19 protein-coding genes are annotated in these 21,654 nt (G+C 55.8%); 5 read left to right on the top strand and 14 right to left on the bottom strand.

Features of this window, described 5'->3' with window-relative positions; translation table 11 throughout:
- Positions 1–364: 364 nt before the first annotated feature.
- From AC3D25_RS30350 to AC3D25_RS30325, 6 genes are all read right to left on the bottom strand, one after another.
- Entirely contained in the window at positions 365–1,375 is a 1,011-nt protein-coding gene (locus AC3D25_RS30350) for a glutamate cyclase domain-containing protein (protein ID WP_488892227.1), read from the bottom strand.
- A 1-nt stretch (position 1,376) separates the two neighbouring features.
- Entirely contained in the window at positions 1,377–2,699 is a 1,323-nt protein-coding gene (locus tag AC3D25_RS30345) for a PLP-dependent aminotransferase family protein (protein WP_488892226.1), read from the bottom strand.
- A 62-nt stretch (positions 2,700–2,761) separates the two neighbouring features.
- Positions 2,762–3,790, bottom strand: a complete 1,029-nt coding sequence (locus AC3D25_RS30340) for a glutamate cyclase domain-containing protein (protein ID WP_488892225.1) — start codon at positions 3,788–3,790, stop codon at positions 2,762–2,764.
- Entirely contained in the window at positions 3,771–5,114 is a 1,344-nt protein-coding gene (locus AC3D25_RS30335) for an MFS transporter (protein ID WP_488892224.1), read from the bottom strand. Before AC3D25_RS30335 ends, AC3D25_RS30340 begins: the two co-directional genes overlap by 20 nt.
- 77 nt (positions 5,115–5,191) lie before the next feature.
- On the bottom strand, positions 5,192–6,682 hold the full coding sequence (locus AC3D25_RS30330; protein WP_488892309.1) for an aldehyde dehydrogenase family protein: 1,491 nt from the start codon (positions 6,680–6,682) through the stop codon (positions 5,192–5,194).
- 35 nt (positions 6,683–6,717) lie between these two features.
- A complete protein-coding gene (locus AC3D25_RS30325; protein WP_488892223.1) occupies positions 6,718–7,608 on the bottom strand; it encodes an NAD(P)-dependent oxidoreductase in 891 nt (296 codons plus the stop codon).
- 217 nt (positions 7,609–7,825) lie between these two features.
- On the opposite strand from AC3D25_RS30325, the gene AC3D25_RS30320 reads away from it, so the two are divergent.
- Entirely contained in the window at positions 7,826–8,731 is a 906-nt protein-coding gene (locus AC3D25_RS30320; RefSeq protein WP_488892222.1) for a LysR family transcriptional regulator, read from the top strand.
- A 109-nt stretch (positions 8,732–8,840) separates the two neighbouring features.
- Here the strand turns inward: AC3D25_RS30320 and AC3D25_RS30315 are convergent, their stop codons facing one another.
- From AC3D25_RS30315 to AC3D25_RS30280, 8 genes are all read right to left on the bottom strand, one after another.
- Positions 8,841–9,110 (bottom strand): DUF1488 family protein, encoded by a 270-nt coding sequence (locus AC3D25_RS30315; protein WP_488892221.1) that lies wholly within the window; start codon positions 9,108–9,110, stop codon positions 8,841–8,843.
- Positions 9,111–9,325: 215 nt separating this feature from the next.
- A complete protein-coding gene (locus AC3D25_RS30310; protein WP_488892220.1) occupies positions 9,326–9,589 on the bottom strand; it encodes a hypothetical protein in 264 nt (87 codons plus the stop codon).
- A 228-nt stretch (positions 9,590–9,817) separates the two neighbouring features.
- Complete coding sequence (gene fghA, locus AC3D25_RS30305; protein ID WP_488892219.1) at positions 9,818–10,675, bottom strand: S-formylglutathione hydrolase; 858 nt, start codon at positions 10,673–10,675, stop codon at positions 9,818–9,820.
- Between the two features lie 10 nt (positions 10,676–10,685).
- On the bottom strand, positions 10,686–11,792 hold the full coding sequence (locus AC3D25_RS30300) for an S-(hydroxymethyl)glutathione dehydrogenase/class III alcohol dehydrogenase (protein WP_488892218.1): 1,107 nt from the start codon (positions 11,790–11,792) through the stop codon (positions 10,686–10,688).
- 70 nt (positions 11,793–11,862) lie between these two features.
- Positions 11,863–12,525, bottom strand: coding sequence for a glutathione S-transferase family protein (locus AC3D25_RS30295; RefSeq protein WP_488892217.1), 663 nt, complete (start codon positions 12,523–12,525; stop codon positions 11,863–11,865).
- 12 nt (positions 12,526–12,537) lie between these two features.
- Positions 12,538–14,304, bottom strand: a complete 1,767-nt coding sequence (locus AC3D25_RS30290; protein ID WP_488892216.1) for a PDR/VanB family oxidoreductase — start codon at positions 14,302–14,304, stop codon at positions 12,538–12,540.
- A 17-nt stretch (positions 14,305–14,321) separates the two neighbouring features.
- Complete coding sequence (locus AC3D25_RS30285; RefSeq protein WP_488892215.1) at positions 14,322–15,173, bottom strand: aromatic ring-hydroxylating dioxygenase subunit alpha; 852 nt, start codon at positions 15,171–15,173, stop codon at positions 14,322–14,324.
- Between the two features lie 182 nt (positions 15,174–15,355).
- A complete protein-coding gene (locus AC3D25_RS30280; protein WP_488892214.1) occupies positions 15,356–16,018 on the bottom strand; it encodes a GntR family transcriptional regulator in 663 nt (220 codons plus the stop codon).
- 359 nt (positions 16,019–16,377) lie between these two features.
- Here AC3D25_RS30280 and AC3D25_RS30275 point away from each other — a divergent pair, with 359 nt between their 5' ends.
- From AC3D25_RS30275 to AC3D25_RS30260, 4 genes are all read left to right on the top strand, one after another.
- A complete protein-coding gene (locus AC3D25_RS30275; RefSeq protein WP_488892213.1) occupies positions 16,378–17,454 on the top strand; it encodes a Rieske 2Fe-2S domain-containing protein in 1,077 nt (358 codons plus the stop codon).
- Positions 17,455–17,783: 329 nt separating this feature from the next.
- Complete coding sequence (locus tag AC3D25_RS30270; RefSeq protein WP_488892212.1) at positions 17,784–18,854, top strand: Rieske 2Fe-2S domain-containing protein; 1,071 nt, start codon at positions 17,784–17,786, stop codon at positions 18,852–18,854.
- A 36-nt stretch (positions 18,855–18,890) separates the two neighbouring features.
- A complete protein-coding gene (locus AC3D25_RS30265; RefSeq protein ID WP_488892211.1) occupies positions 18,891–19,988 on the top strand; it encodes a hypothetical protein in 1,098 nt (365 codons plus the stop codon).
- A gap of 198 nt (positions 19,989–20,186) precedes the next feature.
- Positions 20,187–21,530 carry a nucleobase:cation symporter-2 family protein gene (locus tag AC3D25_RS30260; protein ID WP_488892210.1) on the top strand — a complete coding sequence of 448 codons (1,344 nt, stop codon included), beginning with the start codon at positions 20,187–20,189 and terminating at the stop codon, positions 21,528–21,530.
- The last annotated feature ends 124 nt before the right edge of the window (positions 21,531–21,654 follow it).

Genomic DNA, 21,654 nt, shown 5'->3' with positions numbered 1-21,654 from the left:
TCGCCGTCAGCTGGAAGCCAGTACTAAAACTATAGGAAGACAAATTAACAAAAAAAAGACGACACTTTTTGACTCCATAGGAAGCTTTACCCTTCCTATCGACGATCACTCGGCAAAATTGATGTAGGCGTCTTGCTAAAACGGCGGCCCAGTTATTAACCACTGCCAGCGACAATTCTCGGAACGTAGTCGCCGTCTTGAATTCACTCGCTCCTTTTCACCGTCAAAGGACGCGTTCCACGGCACCAGGCTTGTCTGCCACGGCAGGGTAAAAAGCAAAAATCCCACGCATTGCTAGCGTGGGATTTTCGAGAACACTTTGGCATCAGACGCGCGCGACTCCGATCGCGGCGCGTTGAGCCCTTTATACGAAGGCGGGACTGATGATTGTAGAGATGAGGTGAACGACCGCGAGGTGCGTCGCCTCAGGAATCCCATCGACGTTCGCGTCGACAATGTTTGCGACCGAATTGATAAGCCCGATATCAACGCCGCGTTGAAGAAGCGATGCTTCCAGCGCCGCGCTATGAGCTAGCGCCGGTCTGCCTTGCCGGGCGGCGAATGCGCCTGCGATTGCGTAGCAACCCCAGTTCGAACAGGCCGCCGTTACTAGAACGGCCGTGCCGGTGACTGCGCCTATTCCCGCACTACCATCTGGCCTTTGGTCTCCAAACTTGACGTGCTTGCGCACTGCATCCATCACGACACCCATGCCAATCTCGTTGCCACCGTCGCCGACTGCGACTGTCGGAATTTTTCGTTCAATGGCCTCATCGAAGAGCATGTCGATACGAGCGCGCCCCATACCGTAGTCGATGCCGCGCATGCTGCAGTAAATTCCCTCGATATTTCGACCGACCCGCTCAGTCGAGAAGAACAAGGCTGGCTGGTACTTGTTGAGATACTGCTTTGAGGCGTCGCGCGCCAGTGCGTCTTCCACCGGGAATGGCTCGACACACACTACAGCGAGACTTCCGTCGTCGCGGGCAATTGCGGCCTGTTCGTACGGGAGAACCGTAAGGCCCGCCGCAGTCAGGATTGCCGAAGTCGTATCGATAAGGGTCGCTTCCACAAACGTAATACAGAGCGCCTTCTTTGCCAAAGAAAGTGCACGTACCACCGCAGCAAGTCCTGCAGGCCCATCATTCTCGCCGATTGATGGTGAAATCCAGGCGCGGGAAACCGAACCTGTAGTGACGAAGACATTGGACTTTTCAGGAATAGCGGCCAGCGCGTCCGCCGCGGCGCCCACGAGCGAGCCGCCCTGCCGTTCCCGTGCTGCACGATAAAGATGTTCGACCCCTCGACCACCGAGGTCCAGGGAAATCAACGCGTCGAGCCTGTCGTCGATGGCATCAAAGTTTTTTGCAGCCATTTCATTCTTCCCCTACGATGAGACGTTTGATTTCTTCGGGGTTATCAATGATTTTTGCGACCTTGTTCAGCGATTCCATCACAGCGGTCACAACCGAATCGAACCCACCTACGCGACCTAGTGCATCGAGCGTCGGCTTCAGGCGGAGAGACACACGAGCCCCAGGTTGACCGTGGGTGTTCACTGTCAATACGCCGTAGTCCTGCAGCAGAACCATTCCCAGTGCCGACGTCGCCTCGCACGGGACGACAGTGGGCTTCGAGCATTCTTTTCCAGCCAGCTTCATAAGGATGCGGAGCACGGCATCTTCGTCCACCATTGGCCCCAGGTCGCTACGCTGTACCAATTCCTTGCCGAGCTTCTGCTCAAGCACCGCTGCGAGTTGCTGACCCGCAACGGACTCTTTCCTGAGGTCTTCTGGCTCATATTTCTGCAGCGACCTGAATACAGCGGCTGCAATTGGAGCGCGCGCCTCCATACCGAACTCGGCGCCCTTAGCCGCAGCGGCCGTCACCAGGTCGGTGCGGCCAACAAGTACTCCAGCACGGGGCCCAGACAAACCCGCCTTATCACAGTTGGTTATCGAAACGTCTGCGCCCATCTGAAGGCTCAGCTGACCACCATGCAATACGGTCCGCAAGCGTGCCCCATATGCTTCATCCAAGAAAACCTTTGCTCCGAGGGCGTGGGCATATTCGGTCACTTGCCTCGTAATATGGTCGTCGAGCCGTTCGAGACTGCTGGTCACGGTTGTGATAACGACAAGCGCTGGCTCGTTCCTTCGAATCGTTTCCAGCCATTCTTTATCGCCTTGCACTTCAACTACGTCGACACCTGCGATCTTTGAGCCGCGCACCACTGAAGCGTGGGACCGCCCACCAGGCGGCACCACGGAGACCACCGGCTTTCCATTTGCAAGTGCCGCAATCGTTGCAATGATTCCCGCGCTGGTCCGGTTGAACGTAGCAACCGCGTCACTCGTCTTGCCACCCATGTGGCCAATTGCGACCTGTCGCAACGATTCTGCCTCAAGCCCTGGTCCCACCCATTCCTCGCAGAGCGTACCGATGTCTTCGGGATGTATTGGAAAGTCGCGCTGATTTCCTGTGAAAACCCCTATCGACTCTGCTCCGAGCGTCTTTACACGTTTCGCGGAAACGGCTTGCCCGTGGCGAAGACGAAGTGCTTCATCAATACTTGAGCGAATAATTTCGCCTCGCGCAAAGCCAACCGTTGGGTCGATGGGGTTGCCGAAACTGTCGGTCTTAACGACAGACAAGCTCGGGCTGGCTGCGGTTTTCGCCGCTTCTTTAACGTCATTCATGACTTACACCTGTGTATTCAAATGGTGCAGCTGCGACGATACTCAAAGGACAAACTGAATCGTCATAGCGACACAAAGACAATGCTTCGCAACAGTTCTACAAACGCGGTATGACCCTGCCAGTTGATGCCGTCAACAGCGACTTCAGCTCGGGAGGTGGCTCCATCTCTCGCGCCCGCCTTTACTGTGGCTTCAATCAGCGTGTGCTCGAGAGTTTGGGTATGCAGGACCTCGAGGTTCCGTTTCTTCGCTGCCAAAGCCGCCGCAATACCATACGCGCCCCAGTTTGAAACCGAAGCGCTGACAACCACATCGGTCGCTGTCACGGTAACAACACCAGAGGGGTGGCCTGCAAGCGATTTGCCACCAAACGGATGCACCGCAGTAATGGCGTCCCGTACCGCGCCAAATCCAACCTCATTGCCGCCGTCGCCGATTCCGATACTTAGCACGCCACGCTTTCTGGCGTAGTCTGCAAGAAGGTAAGCGTGCCCGACGTCTTGCGGATTCCTGCAGTCGCCGCGCACACCGTGGAAGAAACCTTCCTTGTTTGGCCCATCCCGCTCGACGAAGATGATGGCGGCTGGCCTGTATTCGTTCATCAGTGCTTCGGCGACCTCGTGACCCGCTTTGAGTCCCAGAGGGAAGCAGACCGTAGATATCGGCGTTGACATGTGGAGTTCGGCGTTGACTGCATCGGCAACCGCAACTACCGGAGCCGCGTGTGCTTCTTCTGTGACAAACACAACGCGCACACCAAAGGCTATAACAAGGGCTCGGGCCAGGACTGCGGCGCCCACCGGGCCATCCGTTTCACCTTGCGGTAGATTCGGTGGCGTACCCGCGCCAGTAGCGATGAAAACGGTGTCACCTTCGGACAAGGTGTCGGCCAGCTTGCGCGCGGCAAGAGAGCTCAACGGTTCACCGTGATATGCGCGACAGGCGTTGTACATTGGCACAACGTAGCCCGCCGGGAGCCCTCCGTTCAGTGGTCTGATTTCAACCGTCATGAGGCGGTCGATACGTTCGCCCGTTATCTGTTCGTTAGTGAAGGTCATCTCGGTGATCTGCTCAACGGTCGATAGGTTCACGGTACGTTTCCTTCACGAGGAGAACGCATACGAGCGAGATGACGGCCGCAACAACGACGTACCACGATACCGACATCGAGTTACCGCTGCGTGCCACGAGCCACGCTGCTATTAGCGGCGTGGGTGCGCTCGAAATAATTCCCGACAGTTGATAGGCAGTCGAAGAGCCGCTAAAGCGATAGCGCGTCGGATACTGCTCGGCATAAATGACACCGTGCAGCGAACCAGTCGATGCATGCCCAATACCAAGACCGAGAGCCAGCGCGACCGTGATGAGCATCGGGTTAGCTGTATCTAACAACCAGAACAGCGGGAACGCATACACGGCAAAGAAAATCGCACCAAATCCGTAGACCACCCGACGTCCCACTTTGTCCGAAAGCCACCCGAACACTGGCTGCATGAACAGATCCACCGCGGCGGCGATGAGAAGGCCGGTCGATGCCACGCTGCGTGGCAGATGCAATGTTCCAGTGATGTAGGTCAGCGCATAAACGGTAATAAGGAAATAGCCGACGTTCGCGACGGTTTGGAAGAAGACCATGATGACGGTCTTTTTCTTTTCGTTTCTCCATACTTCGAGCAAGGGAGCGCGCGACACGTTGCCCGACTCTTTCACCTTTTCAAATGCCGGCGGCTCGGAAACTTGCAAGCGGATGTACATGCCAACAGCCAAAAGTGCGAGGCTGAAGATAAATGGCAGGCGCCAGCCCCATGCGAAGAACTGGTCGTCGGGAAGCGCCGAGACTAGCGCAAATGCACCCGTTGACACCAGCAAACCTGCTGGAACGCCCATCTGCATCGTACTGCCGAATAGACCCCGACGACCCTCTGGGGCGTGCTCCACCGACATGAGCGCTGCACCGCCCCATTCACCGCCCAACGCGAACCCTTGGACAACGCGAAGAAGAATAAGGAGCGCAGGACTCCAGTGGCCCGCTGAATTGTACGAAGGCAGAAACCCGATGCCGGCAGTGCACAATCCCATAACCAGTAGCGTGAAGACCAGCATCTTCTTGCGACCCATTTGGTCACCAAAATGGCCAATGACCATGCCACCCAATGGTCGAAGGATAAAGGCGACGGCAAACGATGCCATGGAAGCCAATGTCGCAAGCTCTGGAGTTAGGTCATTAAAGAAGACCTTCGGAAACACCAAGGCGGCTGCCGTTCCGTAGAGGAAGTAGTCGTACCATTCAACAGTCGTTCCGATAAACGAACTAAAAGCCGCGCGTGTCGAGACACTGCGTGCTTCTTTTGCTTCTTTTGCTTCTTTTGCTTCTTTTGCTTCGTCCGATGCCGTTGCTGCGAGATTTGCGCTCATGATTGGCTCCCAACCTGATGCCCAGTAGAGGTGTGGTCGTGACCCGGTCGGTCGCCAGGTCACCTTATCCGTGGCGCTTACACGTTGATGGTTACGCTTTTGCGCGACGTATACGCTTCCAGTGCGCCTTCAATAGAGTACTCGGCGCCAATACCGCTCTGCTTGGCACCGCCGTAGGACATACCCGGAATCTGTCCCCCGGCTCGGTTGACCTGCAGCCAGCCCGCATCAATCTTTTCCGTAACACGCAGTGCAGTCGTCAGGTCGTTTGTGAAGACATAGGCGGCCAGTCCGTACACCGAGTCGTTCGCCCACTTCAGGACCTCTGCTTCGTCCTTCCACGGCAGTGCGACCAGAACAGGCCCGAAGACTTCTTCACGACATACGCGCCAGTTGTTGTCGACGCCTGTAAAGATCACCGGCTCGGGGAAGAAGCCCTTGGCCTCATCAACTGTCGGGGGCAGTGCTCCCGTAAGAACCTTCGCCCCTTTGTTGATGGCTTCTTCGATAAACGCGCGCACCTCGGAGTAACGCTCCGCGCTAATAATTGCGCCAATGTCGCTTGTTTCGTCCAGCGAATCTCCGATTTTCAGTTCCTTGACCTTCGCTACGACCTTGCTCATGACTTCGTCCCAAACGCTCTCGTGCACATAGAGACGCGAGCCTGCCGTGCAGGACTGTCCTTGGCGTGCAAACCGCATCGCATTGATGATGCCGGTGACCGTCGCATCGATATGCTCCGGCGTTGCTGCATCCGGGTAGACGATGCACGGACTTTTGCCGCCGAGCTCCAGCGTTGCGTGACCGATACGGTCAGCGACCGCATGGCCAACAAGTTTGCCGACCTCGAGCGAGCCCGTGAACGACACCTTGGCCACATTCGGGTGCGCGGCAAGTGGGGCCCCGGCATCGATACCCGTACCTGTCACTACGTTGAACACGCCATTCGGGAATAGCCCGGTCGCGAGTTCTGCAATTTTGATAACAGCAAGGGGCGCGTCCTCGGCCGGCTTAAGGACCAAGGTGTTGCCCGTACCAAGCGCCATGCCGATTTTGACGGCGGCCAGTACGACCGGCGAGTTCCAGGGGATGATGGCGCCGACCACACCGAGCGGCTCCCGCGTCGTGTAGCTGAACAGGCCCGGCCCCAGCGGCAGCGTCTCGCCCTTTTGCTCGGCAATAACACCACCGTAGTAACGCAGAACTTCCGCCGCACCGAGAACTTCCGGGCGGCTCTGCGTGCGCAGCGCGTTGCCGCTTTCTGCGGCGAGGACGCGTGCGATTTCTTCCGCATTTGCGGTAACACGGTTACCCAGTTCAATCAGAAGCGCACCGCGTGCTCTCGATGCCAGGCGACGCCAGGTCGGGAACGCCGCGCTAGCAGCTGCGACGGCAAGTTTGACGTCGTCTTCATCGCTCGCGCCGATAGATACAATCTTCGTACGACGCGAGGGGTTCTCGACGTCGAAGGTGTTGCCCTTGGCCGGCGTGAGCCATTCGTTGTTAATCAGCAAGCCGGTAACGCCCGCCTTAGGCACGACGATTTCGGGGGAAAGATTGTCAGTCATGGAATTCACGGTATGTCCTTTGAAGTTCGGGCGGCTTACTGCGCTGCAGGCAGACTAAGACGCACGTTGAGCAGTTCTTCGTAGATTTCGTTCACGCTAGTTGAGTCTTTGCCGCCGAGTCCCTTTGCGCGAGCCGCGTTATAGGTCTGTAGGACGAGTTGGCCAAGGGGCATCGGCAGATTCGAAAATTCATCCAGACACAACTTGATGTCTTTGTGCATCAGGTCGATGGCAAAGTTAGCCGGCCGCTCCGGTGTGAAGAGCGTCTTCGGTAGATAGTCGAGCATCTTGCTGCCGGCAAGGCCTGCGCTTAGGACATCGCAAAGCACGTCCAGCTTCGCGCCTGCCTTGACGCTCGCGCTCAGGACCTCGCCAAGTGCCACCGTGTTAATCGCGGTGAGAAGGTTATGGCTGAGCTTGGTGAGTTGTCCAGCGCCCGTATCGCCACAATGAACGACGCGACCTGCCAGTACTTCAAAAATCGGATTCAGCTTTTCAAGCACTTCGCCAGAACCGCCGACCATCAAGACCAGCTTTCCGTTTTCCGCGCCAGCGACACCGCCGCTTACCGGCGAATCAACGAAGCTAACTTTCCGCGCAGCGGCTGCAGCCGCGATTTCCTTGGTCGTTGCAGGGTCCACCGTGCTGAAGTCGACAATGATTGCGCCCTCGGCTGCCGTTTGCAGGACGCCAGTCTCACCGGTCACAGCATCGCGCAGCGTCTTCGGACTAGGGAGGCTCAGCAGGATACGCTCGGCGTCCTCTGCCGCCTCGGCCGGGCTCGTTGTGGCGATTGCACCCTTCGATGCGAGCGCGTCGACTGCTGCTTGGCTAGGGTCGAATACTCGTACCTGATGACCCGCAGCGACCAGGCGGGCTGCCATGCGGCCACCCATACGTCCCACACCGATAAATGCAACCTTCATTTGAGCTTCCTCCAACTGAATTCTGATTGGTTAAGCCGGGCAATCGCGCAACACCTAACTCCTTGTGTGACAAGGGTTTTCCCTCGTGTCGTGCCGTGTTGCGTGCCGGTGGTATGACTATAGGAAGTCAAATTAAGAAAAAAAAGACGACACTTTTTGACGCTATGCGTAAGTTTCCCTTACCATAAGATTTCTTATTTTGTTGCAGGGGCGTGCAATGCTGAATCTGGGGCGTCTTCACCTTTTGCACGAACTGTCAGTGCTTGGGACGATTTCCGCTGTGGCCGAAGCAGTTCATCTCACACGGCCAGCGGTATCACAGCAGCTCGCTCAACTCGAGGACGAGCTTGAGACGGTATTGATCGAGCGGTCGGGTCGTGGCGTACAGCTAACGCCGGCGGGTCGTCGTCTCGTGGCGAGAGCGACAAGCCTGTTTGAGATGGTTTCGGATATCGAATCGGAGGTTGCGGCTGCAAATGTCGAAGTCAGCGGCGAGGTTCGCCTGTCCGCATTCGGCTCCCTCGCAAGCAGCGTGGTGCCTGTGGCTATCAGCCGGCTTCTTGAACACCACCCTCAACTCAACGTTGTCTTCAACGAGCTCGAGCCATCCGAGGGCTTACGTGCAGCGGCGGCAAAGCAGACTGACGTTGCCATCGTTGATGACCTTGTGAGCGCAGAGGCGTTGGCCAACGCGCTGGAGTTTCATCCGTTGTGCGTCGACCACTTTGACGCGGTGGTTTCAGCTGGGCACAAGCTCGCTGGCCGTAAAACTGTCGCGCTATCTGACCTTGCCCATGAGCGCTGGGCACTAAACCAGTCGGCGGCGACATATCACACGTTTCTTCTCAACGCCTGCTTTGCGGGCGGGTTCACGCCTAAAGTCACGACGAGCAGCCGGAACATGGCCGTCACCCTTGAGATGGTGCGAACGGGCTGTGCCGTTGCAGTGCTGCCACGACTCGGACTGCTACAGGCAGAGAGAGACCCGGACTTCTCTGTGATCCCGATAGCCCCGGTATTGAACCGACGAGTGTTCATCGCACTGCCTCGCGGAACTGCTAAAAGGCCTGCCATTGCGGCAGTTCTTGATGCTCTTACGCTTGCGGCCGAAGACGCCGAATGACGTTTGCTGCGACAGCATGCAAGCGCCGCAGTCTCCTTGGGGCTGAGTCGCGGCAAAGAGCAAGTTTGTCGACATTGGTAGCACGGCGCCCAGGCCGTTCGCCGACGATTCACCGCCTAAAATCGTCCGCTTCGAGATGAACCTCCGCCACCCCTCTCCTCAACGCCAAGCGTTCGGCTACGGCCACTATACGCTGGCGACCATCGGCGAACGCTCTACGCATCCGGCTCGCGTCGGCGTCGTGACGCAGCCAGAAGCACTGTTCAAGTGCGGCTCTGGGGATCGCGGCCCGCACTGAACGTCCTGCGGTTTCGATCGTGAAAACGACCGCGCTACCGTCTTCCGCGATGATCGGTTCAAACAAAGAGGTTGTGCTCATTTCAATTGAGAGAAATCGTTCGTCTCCGCAAACCGGCGTTTAGATCAACTTTAGCGCCCTCCGAAAAAGAGCGGACCATTATTTTCATAGCGTTCCATTGTCGCAATGATAAACTCTGTTCGCCCCCCGGACGCGCAGCCCGCTCCACATGAAAGCGAATGTTCATAAGCTCCGAAGACGCTCAAGGCGGCGCTTTCTTCGTAATCTTGAGTGATTCAAATATCTCGAGCTAGCTCGATCGTCCGAAGCATCTGTTCAAGTCGAAAGAGCGCGGAATCTTGCTCTCGGGCGCTCATAAGCGAACGAATCATGCCTAAGTTAGCCTCTAATTCACCGTTTCGCGAAAAATGCCGCTCGATGAGGTCAACGAACCCGTTGATTTCGTGATTTGCATAAAAAGGCGTCCAGCGACCCGTATCTCGGAGCCGGTCACGCAGCGATTCGAACTGATGCAGAGCGGTAGAAGCATTCATTTTCATCTGACGTCCTCGTCGGTCCACCGCAATACGCTGTCACGCTACCGTATTCCTGAACTCAGGCTCGAAGCTCTGTGGCTCATGAAAATGCGGCCATTGTCCTGCGCATCATCACTCCATCGATTCACCTACAGCATGCATAGGCAGAAAAAAGCCCCGGAACTATCGGGGCAAAAAGAACGCGCCGGAGGAGTCCAACGCGTCCGAGACTGCGCGATAAAAATAGCTCGATCAAAAACGCTTGTTTAGAACCTTCGCATGATGGGCAATGTGGTCGGCAATAAACGAAGAGATGAAGAAGTAACCGTGGTCATACCCTTCATGCCGTCTCAACGTCAGCAGTTGCCCTGCCTTCTCGCATGCCTCCTCGAAGTACTCAGGGTTCAGCTGTTTGTCGGAGAGAAACTTGTCGTCCAAACCTTGGTCAACGAGGATGCCTTCTGAAAATCTCGAACTCATCGTGCTCATGAGTTCGCTCGCGTCGTATCGCTTCCACATGTTCCGATCATTTCCCAGATAGCCCGAGAATGCGCCGGAACCCCAGTCACAACGCATTGGTGCTGCGATAGGTGCGAACGCCGATACAGACTTGTAGACATCCGGATTGCGAATAGCAAGGACAAGGGCTCCATGGCCACCCATCGAGTGTCCGAATATTCCTAGCCGGCTTCCGTCGATCGGAAACTGATCCAAGATTAATTCACGAAGTTCATCCCTGACATACGAATACATCATGAAATGCTTTGACCAAGGTGCTTCGGTTGCGTCGACGTAGAAGCCCGCGCCGGATCCAAACTCCCAGGAGTTTTTCTCCCAAGGAATACCCGTATCCCGTGGACTCGTGTCCGGGGAGATTAGCGCGATTCCGTGTTCCGAAGCATAGCGCTGCGCGCCCGCCTTAATTGGAAAAGTCTCTTCTGTGCAGGTCAGTCCCGCGAGATAGAAGAGGGCCGGGACTTTACGACTTGCGGCTTGAGGCGGCAGGTATATCGAAAACCTCATCGGCAGGTTGACCAAGCTCGACGAGTGCCGGTAGATCGCCTGCGTCCCGCCGAAGCTCCCATGTTCCTCGACTTTATCGAGCACCATCGAATCTCCTTCAGTAAATAACAACAGACCGGATTGATTCACCTTTCTTCATGAGGTCGAAGCCCTCGTTGACTTGCTCGAGCTTCAGATGATGCGTAATCAGATCATCGATGTTGAGCTTGCCTTCCATGTACCAGTCAACGATCTTTGGCACATCGGTACGGCCGCGAGCGCCACCGAACGCCGAGCCCTTCCACTCACGACCCGTAACCAGTTGGAAGGGACGCGTACTAATTTCCTGGCCAGCTGCGGCCACACCGATGATGAACGACTGTCCCCAACCCTTGTGGGTGCATTCGAGTGCTTGACGCATGAGGGTCGTGTTTCCGACGCATTCGAACGAGTAGTCTGCGCCACCGTCGGTCAACTGCACGATGTGGTCGACTACGTTATCTACATCCTTCGGGTTGACGAAATGGGTCATACCAAACTTGGTTGCCAACTCTTTACGGCCCGGGTTGATGTCGACACCGATGATTTTGTCTGCGCCAACCATCTTCGCGGCCTGAATTACGTTTAGACCGATCCCGCCCAAGCCGAACACAACCACGTTAGCACCCGCCTCGACCTTCGCCGAAAACACTACGGCGCCGACACCAGTCGTCACGCCACAGCCGATGTAGCAAATCTTGTCGAAAGGCGCGTCCTCGCGAACCTTCGCGACCGCGATCTCCGGCACCACAATATAGTTAGAAAAGGTTGAGGTTCCCATGTAGTGGAACAGCGGTTTGCCGTCGAGCGAGAAACGTGATGATGCATCGGGCATCAATCCCTTGCCCTGCGTCGAGCGAATGGCTTGGCAAAGGTTCGTTTTACGCGACAAGCAGAATTTGCATTGACGGCATTCCGGCGTATACAGCGGGATAACGTGGTCGCCTTTTCGCAGCGTGCCGACCCCTGGACCGACATCGACTACAACACCCGCACCTTCGTGACCTAGGATCGCGGGAAAGAGGCCTTCCGGGTCCGCGCCCGAGAGCGTGTAGTAATCGGTGTGGCAAATGCCCGTGGCCTTCACCTCGATCAGCACTTCTCCTGCCCGCGGCCCCTCGAGGTCGACCTCCTCAACCGTCAAGGGTTGGCCTGCCTTCCATGCGACTGCTGCTTTCGTCTTCATTTCTCTAAACTTCCTTGTGGGTGAAAAGAACCTGATACGTGGGCTTGCGCACAGGCCGGCTCGCATTCGATTACGCAGCCTGCGCTCGATGTTCAGGCAGTTTGGTCGCAGGGAATACACCTGACATCACGATGAAGCCCGGCACGCGTTTCACACGATCAGTCCAACGCCGCACGGCCGGATAGTCAGCGAGTGACACCCCACCTTCATCCGACAGCATGATGTAGGGAAAACATGCGAGGTCGGCGACGGTGGGTTGCTCGGTCTCGCAGAGGAACTTCCCACCGATCTTCTCGCGCAGCCAGAGATGATCGTCAAGAACTCTCAAGAGCTCGTGGGCACGACGCCTGCACGCTTCGTCGTCAAAGCTAAAGAAAAACAGATCATGTAGGCGTGCAGCGGAAATAGAACTCGTCAAACCGTCGGCAAACGAGAGCCACATTTGAATTTCACCCGCCAGCCGGGGGTTGTTTGACGGATACCACTGACCGGTCTTGTCGTACTGGGAGGCGAGATAAACAAGGATGGCCTGCGCATCGCGCAGCGTAAGGTCGTCGTCACTCAGTGCCGGCAACTGTCCGAGAGGATTGACCCGAAGGAAAGCGTCGGATTTGTGTGCTCTGCTTGGATAAAACTCAACCGGTTGTAGCTTGTACTCCAAGCCGAGGATACTCAGAAGCAGACGGACCTTGTAGCAGTTTCCTGAAAGTTCGTAATCGTAGAGCGTAATCATGGATGGCTCACATTAGAGGTCAAGTACAAGCTTCTGGCTCTTGCATCGAGATACGCATGGCATGACCCACTTGCCGCTTTCGTGTTCCCGCTTGGACAGATAAGTGTCGTGGTGGTCAAGGTCTCCGCTCAGAACAGCGGTCATACACGTCCCACAGACCCCTTGTTCGCAAGATGCTTCAATCTCGACGCCTTCGTCCCAGCAGGCTTTGAGAAGCGTTTTGTCTGAAGGCACCATGAAGGTCTTGCCCGACTTGGCCAACGTAACCTCAAATGCCTCTCCCCCTTTCGGTACATCGTTGTTCTTGAAGTACTCGAACCGCACGGACTCTTCCGGGATACCACGAGTACATGCGACGTCCTTGACCGTGTCGATCATCGGACCGGGGCCGCAGGTATAGACCTCTGTTGCTTGTGGGTCGAGTTCCGCGACCAGTTCCTCGAGTCGCCGACGCGTTCCATCTACATCAAGTCCTGCATGGATGAAGATATTCTTTCCGAGCGTGCGTAGCCGCTCCTCGAACGGCGTATGTTCGGGGCCGCGGACAAAGTAATGCATTGCATAATCATCGCCGCTTGCATTTAGCGCCTGCGCCATCGCCAGAATCGGTGTGATACCAATTCCACCAGCAATCAGGACAGGCCGCCGACCATTACGTCGGAGAGGAAAACCGTTACGGGGGACCGTAATTTTTAACTCTGTTCCTTCCTGCACGTCATCATGCATAGACTTGGAGCCACCGAGAGAATTGACTTCTCGCTTGACACCAATCAGGAAGGCTTCGCGCTCATGCGGCGCATTGACAATCGAATACTGACGTACGACACCCGATGGCGTCGTGACGCTCACATGCATGCCTGGCGTGAGTTGGGGCAACGAGCGATCGACGGGCGTGAGGCCGAACGAAACGATGTCGCTCGTTTCCTTGATCCGAGACGTTACCTTGCAGCGATATTCCGCCGACGAGGTCTGCGAAACGGCGGAAACGACGGGAATAGGCACCGGCGTTTGCTTCAATTCTCGCGCCAAGCGCACCTGTGAGACAGGTTGCTCGACACGAACACGCTCAAGGGCCCGACGAAATTCACCAAGCACACTCGAGAATCGCTCGAGGAATTTTTGGTCGATCGCTTCATGATGCAGCGCGCTGATATGTACGACCGCCTTGTCGACAGAATGCGGCTGGACATAGAAATGCAAGCTGGACCGCCCGTTTGCGCCAACTGAGAATCCAACCGCATCGTTTCCAAACTGACGCAAACCTACGCTGCTCGGATCCTCGCCAAAACATTCAGCGAAGCAGACCCCGTCGTCGAGAAGCCCCTTGGCCACTTCCGAAGCAGGCAGACTGAACGGTAAGCTGCGCAGAAACGTGACGGTGCCCCCGACGGCTTGGGTCTTGATGAGTGGTGGGTCGCCAATGGGCGCACCGAAGGAAGTCCAAATAAGTCCACCTGACTCGCGCACTGGAAAGGTATTGGCGCACGCCTTGCTCGGCTCCGTAGCATCACGGTGCGCCGGGACGAACGTACACCCGCCGGAACCACTTTCGTATGTCCAGCCGTGATACTGACATCGCAGTTCGTGTCCAACATTAACGCCGAGACTCAGTCGCAACCCGCGATGCGGACAACGATTCTCCCAAGCGTTGGCGATACCGTTGTCGTCGCGCCAGACGGCCAACTCTTGTCCCGCGAGCGACGTCTGAAAGACGTGACGCTCTGTGAGGACCTCAATGCTGGCAATCGGGTACCAGCGATTCGCATCAAATGTACTCATGAATCTCAATTCCTATGTCAGTCGCGAATTGCGCCGTATGTGAGGCCACCGTCGCGCATCCACTTGCGATAGGCAGTCGCGAGAACATCCGCACGAACTGGATTTTCTGTCTTTGCCGTAAGCGGAAGCCTTCTGGGGACCTGATTGACGAGAATCATCAGATCCTGACCAAAGATGGTCTGTTGGAAGTGGCGAAGCTGTTCGTCCGTGTTGACGTTATCGACGTAGCACATCAGCGTGTGAGCGATGCACCATTCCTCGTCCACTGGCTGAACGAAAAGACAGAGGACGTCCCAGCGCGCCGGTTCAGGCGGGCAAGTTTTGTACAGAATTGCGATGTACGGCCGCGTCACGCGATAGATGTAGTCCATATCGAGCGCGTCCTTTGCCGTCGCCGAACCGCGCGGCTGCGGAAATTTGCACTCTGTCGCGAAAATTTCATCGACGGATTCGTCGTATCTCACGTTGTATGGCGCAACCTCGGTGTAAGGCTCAGCGCCAAGAATGTCCGTGTGCACAAACGGAAAGTGCGCCATGTCGAGGAAATTTTCGACCGCGCGCAGTCCGGACGTGTTCACCCGAGTGGACCCAGCGCTCACGATGCGGCGATCGGTTTCGGCGAACTCCGGCACGGAGAAAAGAGCCCTCGGATTCTCGGAGAACGACAGCCAAAGCGCGCCGTACTGCTCCGTGGCCGACATCGGCCGTTCGGTCCCTTCATCGTCCCATTGAGCGGTGACACCGTTATCTTTTCGCGTGTACGAGACCACGCGGCCAAGCAGTCGGGTGTGAAATCTGCGGTCCGGAAGAACGTCCTCAAGCGCCGCTACAGGGTGCCAGTCATCGAACAGTTTCTGGTCAAAATTCAAGTCGACCTCCTCATTTGGCTTGTCAGATTGCAACTCTGGTATACCAAACTCTATTACGAAAAAAATCGCTGATACAAGCGATTTTTCGTTGGGAATAACACTGAGGGGCGAGTTGCCGGCGCCGTGGAGCGACTGGGAATAACAGGCCGGCCTGCGAGCACAGGCCGGGTTCGACTTTGACGCTAGACCGCCAGCGCCAGTTTCAGGTCCACTTCCGGAGTGGCCATTGCGTCAAAGCGATAGCCGCGGATGACGAGGTTGTAGTGCGAACCAAGCAGCGCCTTGGCCGCTGCTGCATCCTTATTTTCGAGACAATCAACCAGCTGTGAATGTTCGTCGCGCAACTGGCAGTAATCGAAACCGACACGAAACATCGCGTTGATCAGTGCTTCGCGGCGCCTTAAATGGTGATGGATTTGATTCAGCGTAGCGTTGTTCAGGAAGGAGATGAGTAACTCGTGGAACTCACGCCCCAACCTGTCACCGAGATCATGTTTTCCTTTCTCAAACGCTGACTTTTCCTTTGCCGTGTGCGCTCGGAGCGCTTTCAGTTGGTCCGGCGTGATGTTCTTGATCAGCTGGTCGATGACGCCGCTCTCGAGCACGAGCAGCATCTGATAGAGCTCAAAAGCGTCATCAAAAGTAGGTCGCCACACGGCGGACGATCGTTTCGGAGAAATTTCTACAAGACCTTCTTGGGACAGGCGAATCAATGCTTGTCGCACCACGGTGCGACTCACTCCGTAAAGGTCGGCGATATCCCGTTCGTTCAGTTTCGCTCCAGGCGGCAGCTTACGGTGATAAATCGCATCCGCGATTGCTCCTACTATCTTCTGGGTCAGCATGTGATTGGCAGAGCGCTGGCTAGCGCGTGGGAGTTGGGGCAGCAGTCGACGGTCAATGGTTCCTTAGATGGGCAATTTGGCACCAAAGAAGGGACGGTTGCACTGATTTCGCCCGCTCATTGACCGCTGACTGTCGGAATTTGCATTCTAGCTTCCTTTGCCGCGAACGCGCCCGAAACGCATATCGGGAAAAACGCTATGTTGGCACGATTTATGTGTGCAAGAACGCTCTTCAAAACCAGGTGCAGGAAATCCCTGATTGATTCCATTTTTTTTGACACCTATTTTGGTATACCAGATAGGTGTTTTGGCCCATTAGATTTACAGAAATGCACCACCTTACCCCACAGGAGCAACTAATGAGTGCGCGTGAGCAGTTCAAGCCTCTTTTGGAAGACAAGTCTTATCTTCGTCACTTCTGGCATCCAGTCTGCACGCTAGCCGAGTTCGAGCGTTCGAATGCGTCCGGACACGGTCCAATGGGCGTAACGCTCCTCGGCGAGAAGCTTGTGCTGGCCCGACTCAATGGAAAAATGGTTGCTTCCCCCGACCGGTGCGCTCACCGGTCAGCTCAGTTGTCGATTGGGCGTATCGCGAAGTGCGCGGGCAAAGACACACTGCAGTGCCCCTATCACGGATGGCAATACGACGAACAAGGCGCATGCAAGGTGATTCCGGCCTGCCCCGACAAGCCTGTTCCGCCAAAGGCCAAGCTCACCATCTTTGACTGCGAAGTTAAGTACGAAATCGTCTGGGTCCGTTTGGACAACTCGTATGGATGCACCGAGATTCCATTCTTAGGTGACTGGGACAACCCGAAAATGCAAGTTATCGTCGCCGACTCCTACATCTGGAACACAGTTGCCGAACGTCGCTGGGAAAACTTCACTGATTTCTCACACTTCGCATTCGTTCACCCGGGAACCCTCTACGACCCGTTCTTTGCGAGCCATCCGCTCGTTCTCGTCAACCGCGTCGACGGGGAACTGCAGTTCGAACTGTCTCCTCCGAAAGAGATGGAGGGCATTCCCGAAGAAGCGCCGATGGGTGACTTCATCTATCGCTGCACGATGCCCTACTCCATCAACCTCGAAATCAAGCTCTGGCGGGATGGCTCGCGCTTTATTTTATGGACGACCGCCTGTCCGATCGACGACAGAACCTGTCGCAACTTCATGGTCATCATTCGCGAGCGCGATGGCCAGCCCGATCACGTACATCTTGCGTTCCAGAAGCGAGTACTGGCTGAAGACCAACCCATTATCGAATCGCAATGGCCCGCCGAGGTCTCAGCGAACGAAATCTCCGTGGCAACGGACAAGGTCTCCATTCAGTATCGGAAATGGCATCGTGAGCTCTCGTTAGCAGCCCCGAACGGCAGAGAGGCATTCCACGAAGCGCTTCGAACTAACGTCATCGATGAGACGGCTAGCTGAGATCCTGCCGCAGAACCATTAAGCGCGCCGGCTGCGTTCGCACTATGGAGTCTATGCATAGCGCAGGCTTTATATCGTCGCAGCAACACCTAAACGTAGTCCTACCGACAAGCGATTCCTAGCGTTGCCGGCCAATCGCGGGCTATACCCTCTATTTTTCTGAAACTATCCGACTCGCTTGACACGGATATATTGACTTCGTACTTTTTGGTGTACCAGATTGCAAATGTAAGAAGCCAACGCGGGTCACAACATAGCCGGCGCACATTGGGAAGGCTCTTTCCACGAGCGTTGGCAACTAGTTCCCCAAAGCAACATAGGAGACAGAAATGGAACATGTACCGCTCATCAAAGATAACCATTACCTCCGCCACTTTTGGCATCCCGTGTGCACGGTCACTGAATTAGAAAGGGCGAAACCGTCGAGCTTCGGCCCACTCGCGGTCACATTACTTCGGGAGCAATTGGTCGTCGCGAAACTGGACAACAAATATGTAGCGATGCGCGATCGTTGCGCGCACCGGTCGGCGAAGCTCTCTTGTGGTCAAGTGGTCGGAAACGAACTGCAGTGTCCGTACCATGGCTGGAAGTACGACACAGCCGGTGCCTGCACCAAGATTCCGGCATGTCCGGCCAGCCCGATCCCGAACAAGGCTCGGGTGGAGAGCTTCGATTGTGAAGAAAAGTACGGGTTGATTTGGGTTCGCCTCGATTCGTCCTTTAACTGCACGGAGATTCCCTACTTCAGTGCTGCAAACGACCCAAAGATGCGAATCGTCGTCCAAGAGCCCTACTGGTGGCAAGCGTCTGCCGAACGTCGCTGGGAGAACTTTACGGACTTCTCTCACTTCGCTTTCATTCATCCGGGAACGCTGTTCGACCCGAACAACGCGGAGCCGCCTCTCGTACCAATGGACCGCGTCAATGGGCAGTTCCGGTTTGTGTACGACACGCCCCCCGACATGGATGTACCCGATCAGGCGCCTATCGGAACGTTCACCTATCACTGCAGCATGCCTTTCGCCATCAATTTGGCCGTCGAGAAGTACTCAACAAAATCACTGCATGTTCTCTTCAACGTGTCGTGCCCTCTCGACGAATCGCGCACGAAGAATTTTCTCATTTTCGCCCGTGAGCAAGGCAACGATTCCGACTATCTGCACATTGCCTTCAACGATGTTGTGTTCGCGGAGGACAAACCCGTCATTGAATCGCAATGGCCAGCGCAAATGACGACCGACGAAGTTCCCGTGATCACAGACAAGGTCTCCGTCCAGTACCGGAAATGGATGCGTGAACTGAGCGAAGCAGCACGAGATGGTGCCGAAGCGTTTAAGGCCGCTCTTCACGAGCCTGTTATTGAGAGCGAGCGGCAGTACGCGGATTTGCGCGGACTTTAAAGCGCCAAGACAGACCCTATAATTCCAGGAGAAGCAATGACTAAAAAGATGTTCAAGCTAGCGTGCGCCGGGCGAGGCGTTCAACCGTCATCGATGGAAAAGCCCGTCACCGATTGGCTGGCGGAGGAGCTGCCGGTCGATGAACAGTTCCGCCTTCTATATGAGACCGGCTTATGGGACGCTATGGACCGGATCCCGGTAGACGACGAACAACTGAAGCAGTATTTGAAGGCTAGCGAAAAGTACAACCTCCCTGTGCTGTCTGGCAGTTGGACTTACGTCTTGGGCAAAGACGAGGAGACGCTCAAGTCGAACCTCGTTCGTGCTCGTGAGGTTGGTTCGAAGTTCCATAATCTGATGGTTTGGGCCAAACATGCGGACGGACATTATGTGACAGACCAGGAGGTAGCTGACTCCTATCTGCACACCTATGACCTCGCGGAACCTCACGGTCTGACTATCTCCTACGAAGGTCATGTCGACATGTGGTCGGAGGACTTTCGCCGAGTTACGAAAGTAGCAGAGATGGTGAGAAGCCGTGGTATCCCATTCAATTTTTGCATGGACTACAGCCACTGCATCTTCAAGATCGAGAATGAAGTCGAGCACGCCGTCTCGCAGATACGTGGTGATAAAGAGTCGATCCGCAAACTCGACCCGTTCAACGACGACAGCTTTGCTGACGAATGGCTGAAGCAAAATATGGTGGTCTGGACGCAGGTCCGACCGGCCGCCCCGAACGGCCCGCGAAACTGGTGGGCATTCGAGACAGGCCCGTGGGATGGTCTTGGCTTCGATCGGCCAGGTCGTTCAATTCAATACCCATTTTCAAATCCGAAGCCCGGTGAATGGCATACGGACGAATGGCACGCGCACAAGCTCTCCACCACGAAAGAGCTGGTCCGTAAGGTAATCGATCAGTACCTGGATATTGATGATTCGAAGATGGAAATCATGACCATCGACAACATCAACCTCGCGGCGTACGGAACCGGCTGGAAGTACAACATGTTCGCCGACAGCTGTCTGGTCGCGAAGTTCGTTCGTGAACTCTACGCCGAACGGGTGGCGGTACATGAAGCCAAGAAGAAGGCCGAGTCTCTCGAGGCATTCGTGAACGCACACCGATCGTAAACCTACATCGCGATTGCTGTCGCTTCGCGCAAGGCGAACTTAGCTTCCCGAAGCGGCGATTCGGTCTCAAGCGAATCGCCGCTTCGAGTAATCCATATCCCTTTTTAATACAGGTTTAGTACCAGCGTCGATAACAAGACGGCGCCCGCGCGGGGATGCTGGTTGACCTCTGAATCTGCCTTAGAGCGAGAGTGAGTCATGTTAGATACACAAAGCAACGAGCAGCTGCCCCTCGGTGAGCTGATTCTCTTGGCCATCCAGCACGTTTTGATTATGTACGCGGGTGCCATTGCCACGCCGCTTATCATTGGAGCAGTTCTGAAGCTTCCGAAGGACCAAGTCGCCTTCCTGATCAACGCAGATTTGCTTGCCGGGGGCGTGGCGACGCTTGTGCAGACCATTGGCTTCAAAGGCGTAGGTATTCGACTCCCCATTATGATGGGTGTCACCTTCACAGCTTTGGGGACGATGATTGCTATCGGCTCAAATCCGGAGTTGGGCTTGCTGGGGATCTACGGGGCCACGATTTCCGCCGGGATCTTTGGCATATTGATAGCACCGCTGATCGGAAAGCTCCTCCGCTTCTTTCCACCAATCGTTACAGGAAGCGAGATTTTGATGGTAGGACTGTCCCTCATGGGTGTTGCGGCAGCCTGGTCGGGTGGCGGGTTTGGCAACCCTGACTTTGGCAACCCAGTTTATCTGAGCATCGCTGGCGCAGTGCTGATCTTCGTCCTGGTACTAGTGAAGTATGCCCGCGGTTTTATCGCGAACCTCTCGATTCTCCTGGGGCTCGCGTTTGGCTTCCTCATTTCCATCCCACTCGGTCAGGTTTCGCTTTCCGGATTGCACGAAGCTGGTTGGATTGGCTGGGTCATGCCTTTACACTTCGGTCTTCCAAAATTCGACCTTTGGGCGACCGCGTCGATGTGCGTGGTCATGCTAGTGACGTTTGTCGAGTCCGCGGGAATGTTCCTCGCCATCGGCGAGATTACAGGCAAGCAAATCACCGAAAAGGAACTTACGCGTGGCTTCCGCGCAGACGGCCTTGGAAATATCATCGGCGGAGTCTTCAATACCTTTCCCTATACGTCGTTCGCACAAAATGTGGGGCTTGTTGCGGTGACCGGCGTAAAAAGCCGTTGGGTGTGCGCTGTCGGCGGCGTCATTCTGATTCTGCTCGGGTTGGTACCAAAGCTATCCGTTGTAGTTGCTTCCATCCCACCGTGCGTTTTGGGCGGGGCCGGCGTGGTGATGTTTGGGATGGTAGCTGCAAACGGTATCAAGACACTCACGAAGGTCGATTTCACCAAAACTCACAATCTCTACATCGTAGCGATCAGCGTGGGTGTGGGCATGATTCCAGTAGTGTCCGAGAAGTTATTTGCAAAACTTCCGAGCGCATTGGGCCCGATCCTCAACAGCAGCATCCTCTTGACCGCAGTTGTAGCCATTGTGCTAAACGTCATTCTGAATGGAGTCAGCTCCGATGAAGAAGCCGCGCGCCTGACTTTAGAGACCGCGAGGGACGTAGAAGTCTGAGAACGCGCATAGGATGTGAGGTAGGCCCGGCGGCGCTGGGGATGTCTTTTGACATCGTAGCGCCGCTTCGCTTTTCGCCATCACACGGCCAACGGATGCTGACGAGGCTCTTACGGTTCCTCGC

It is taken from the genome of Caballeronia sp. SL1002 (genome assembly GCF_057814995.1).
The sequence above is the reverse complement of the archived record's forward strand: the minus strand, read 5'-3'. Positions and strand labels throughout refer to the sequence as shown.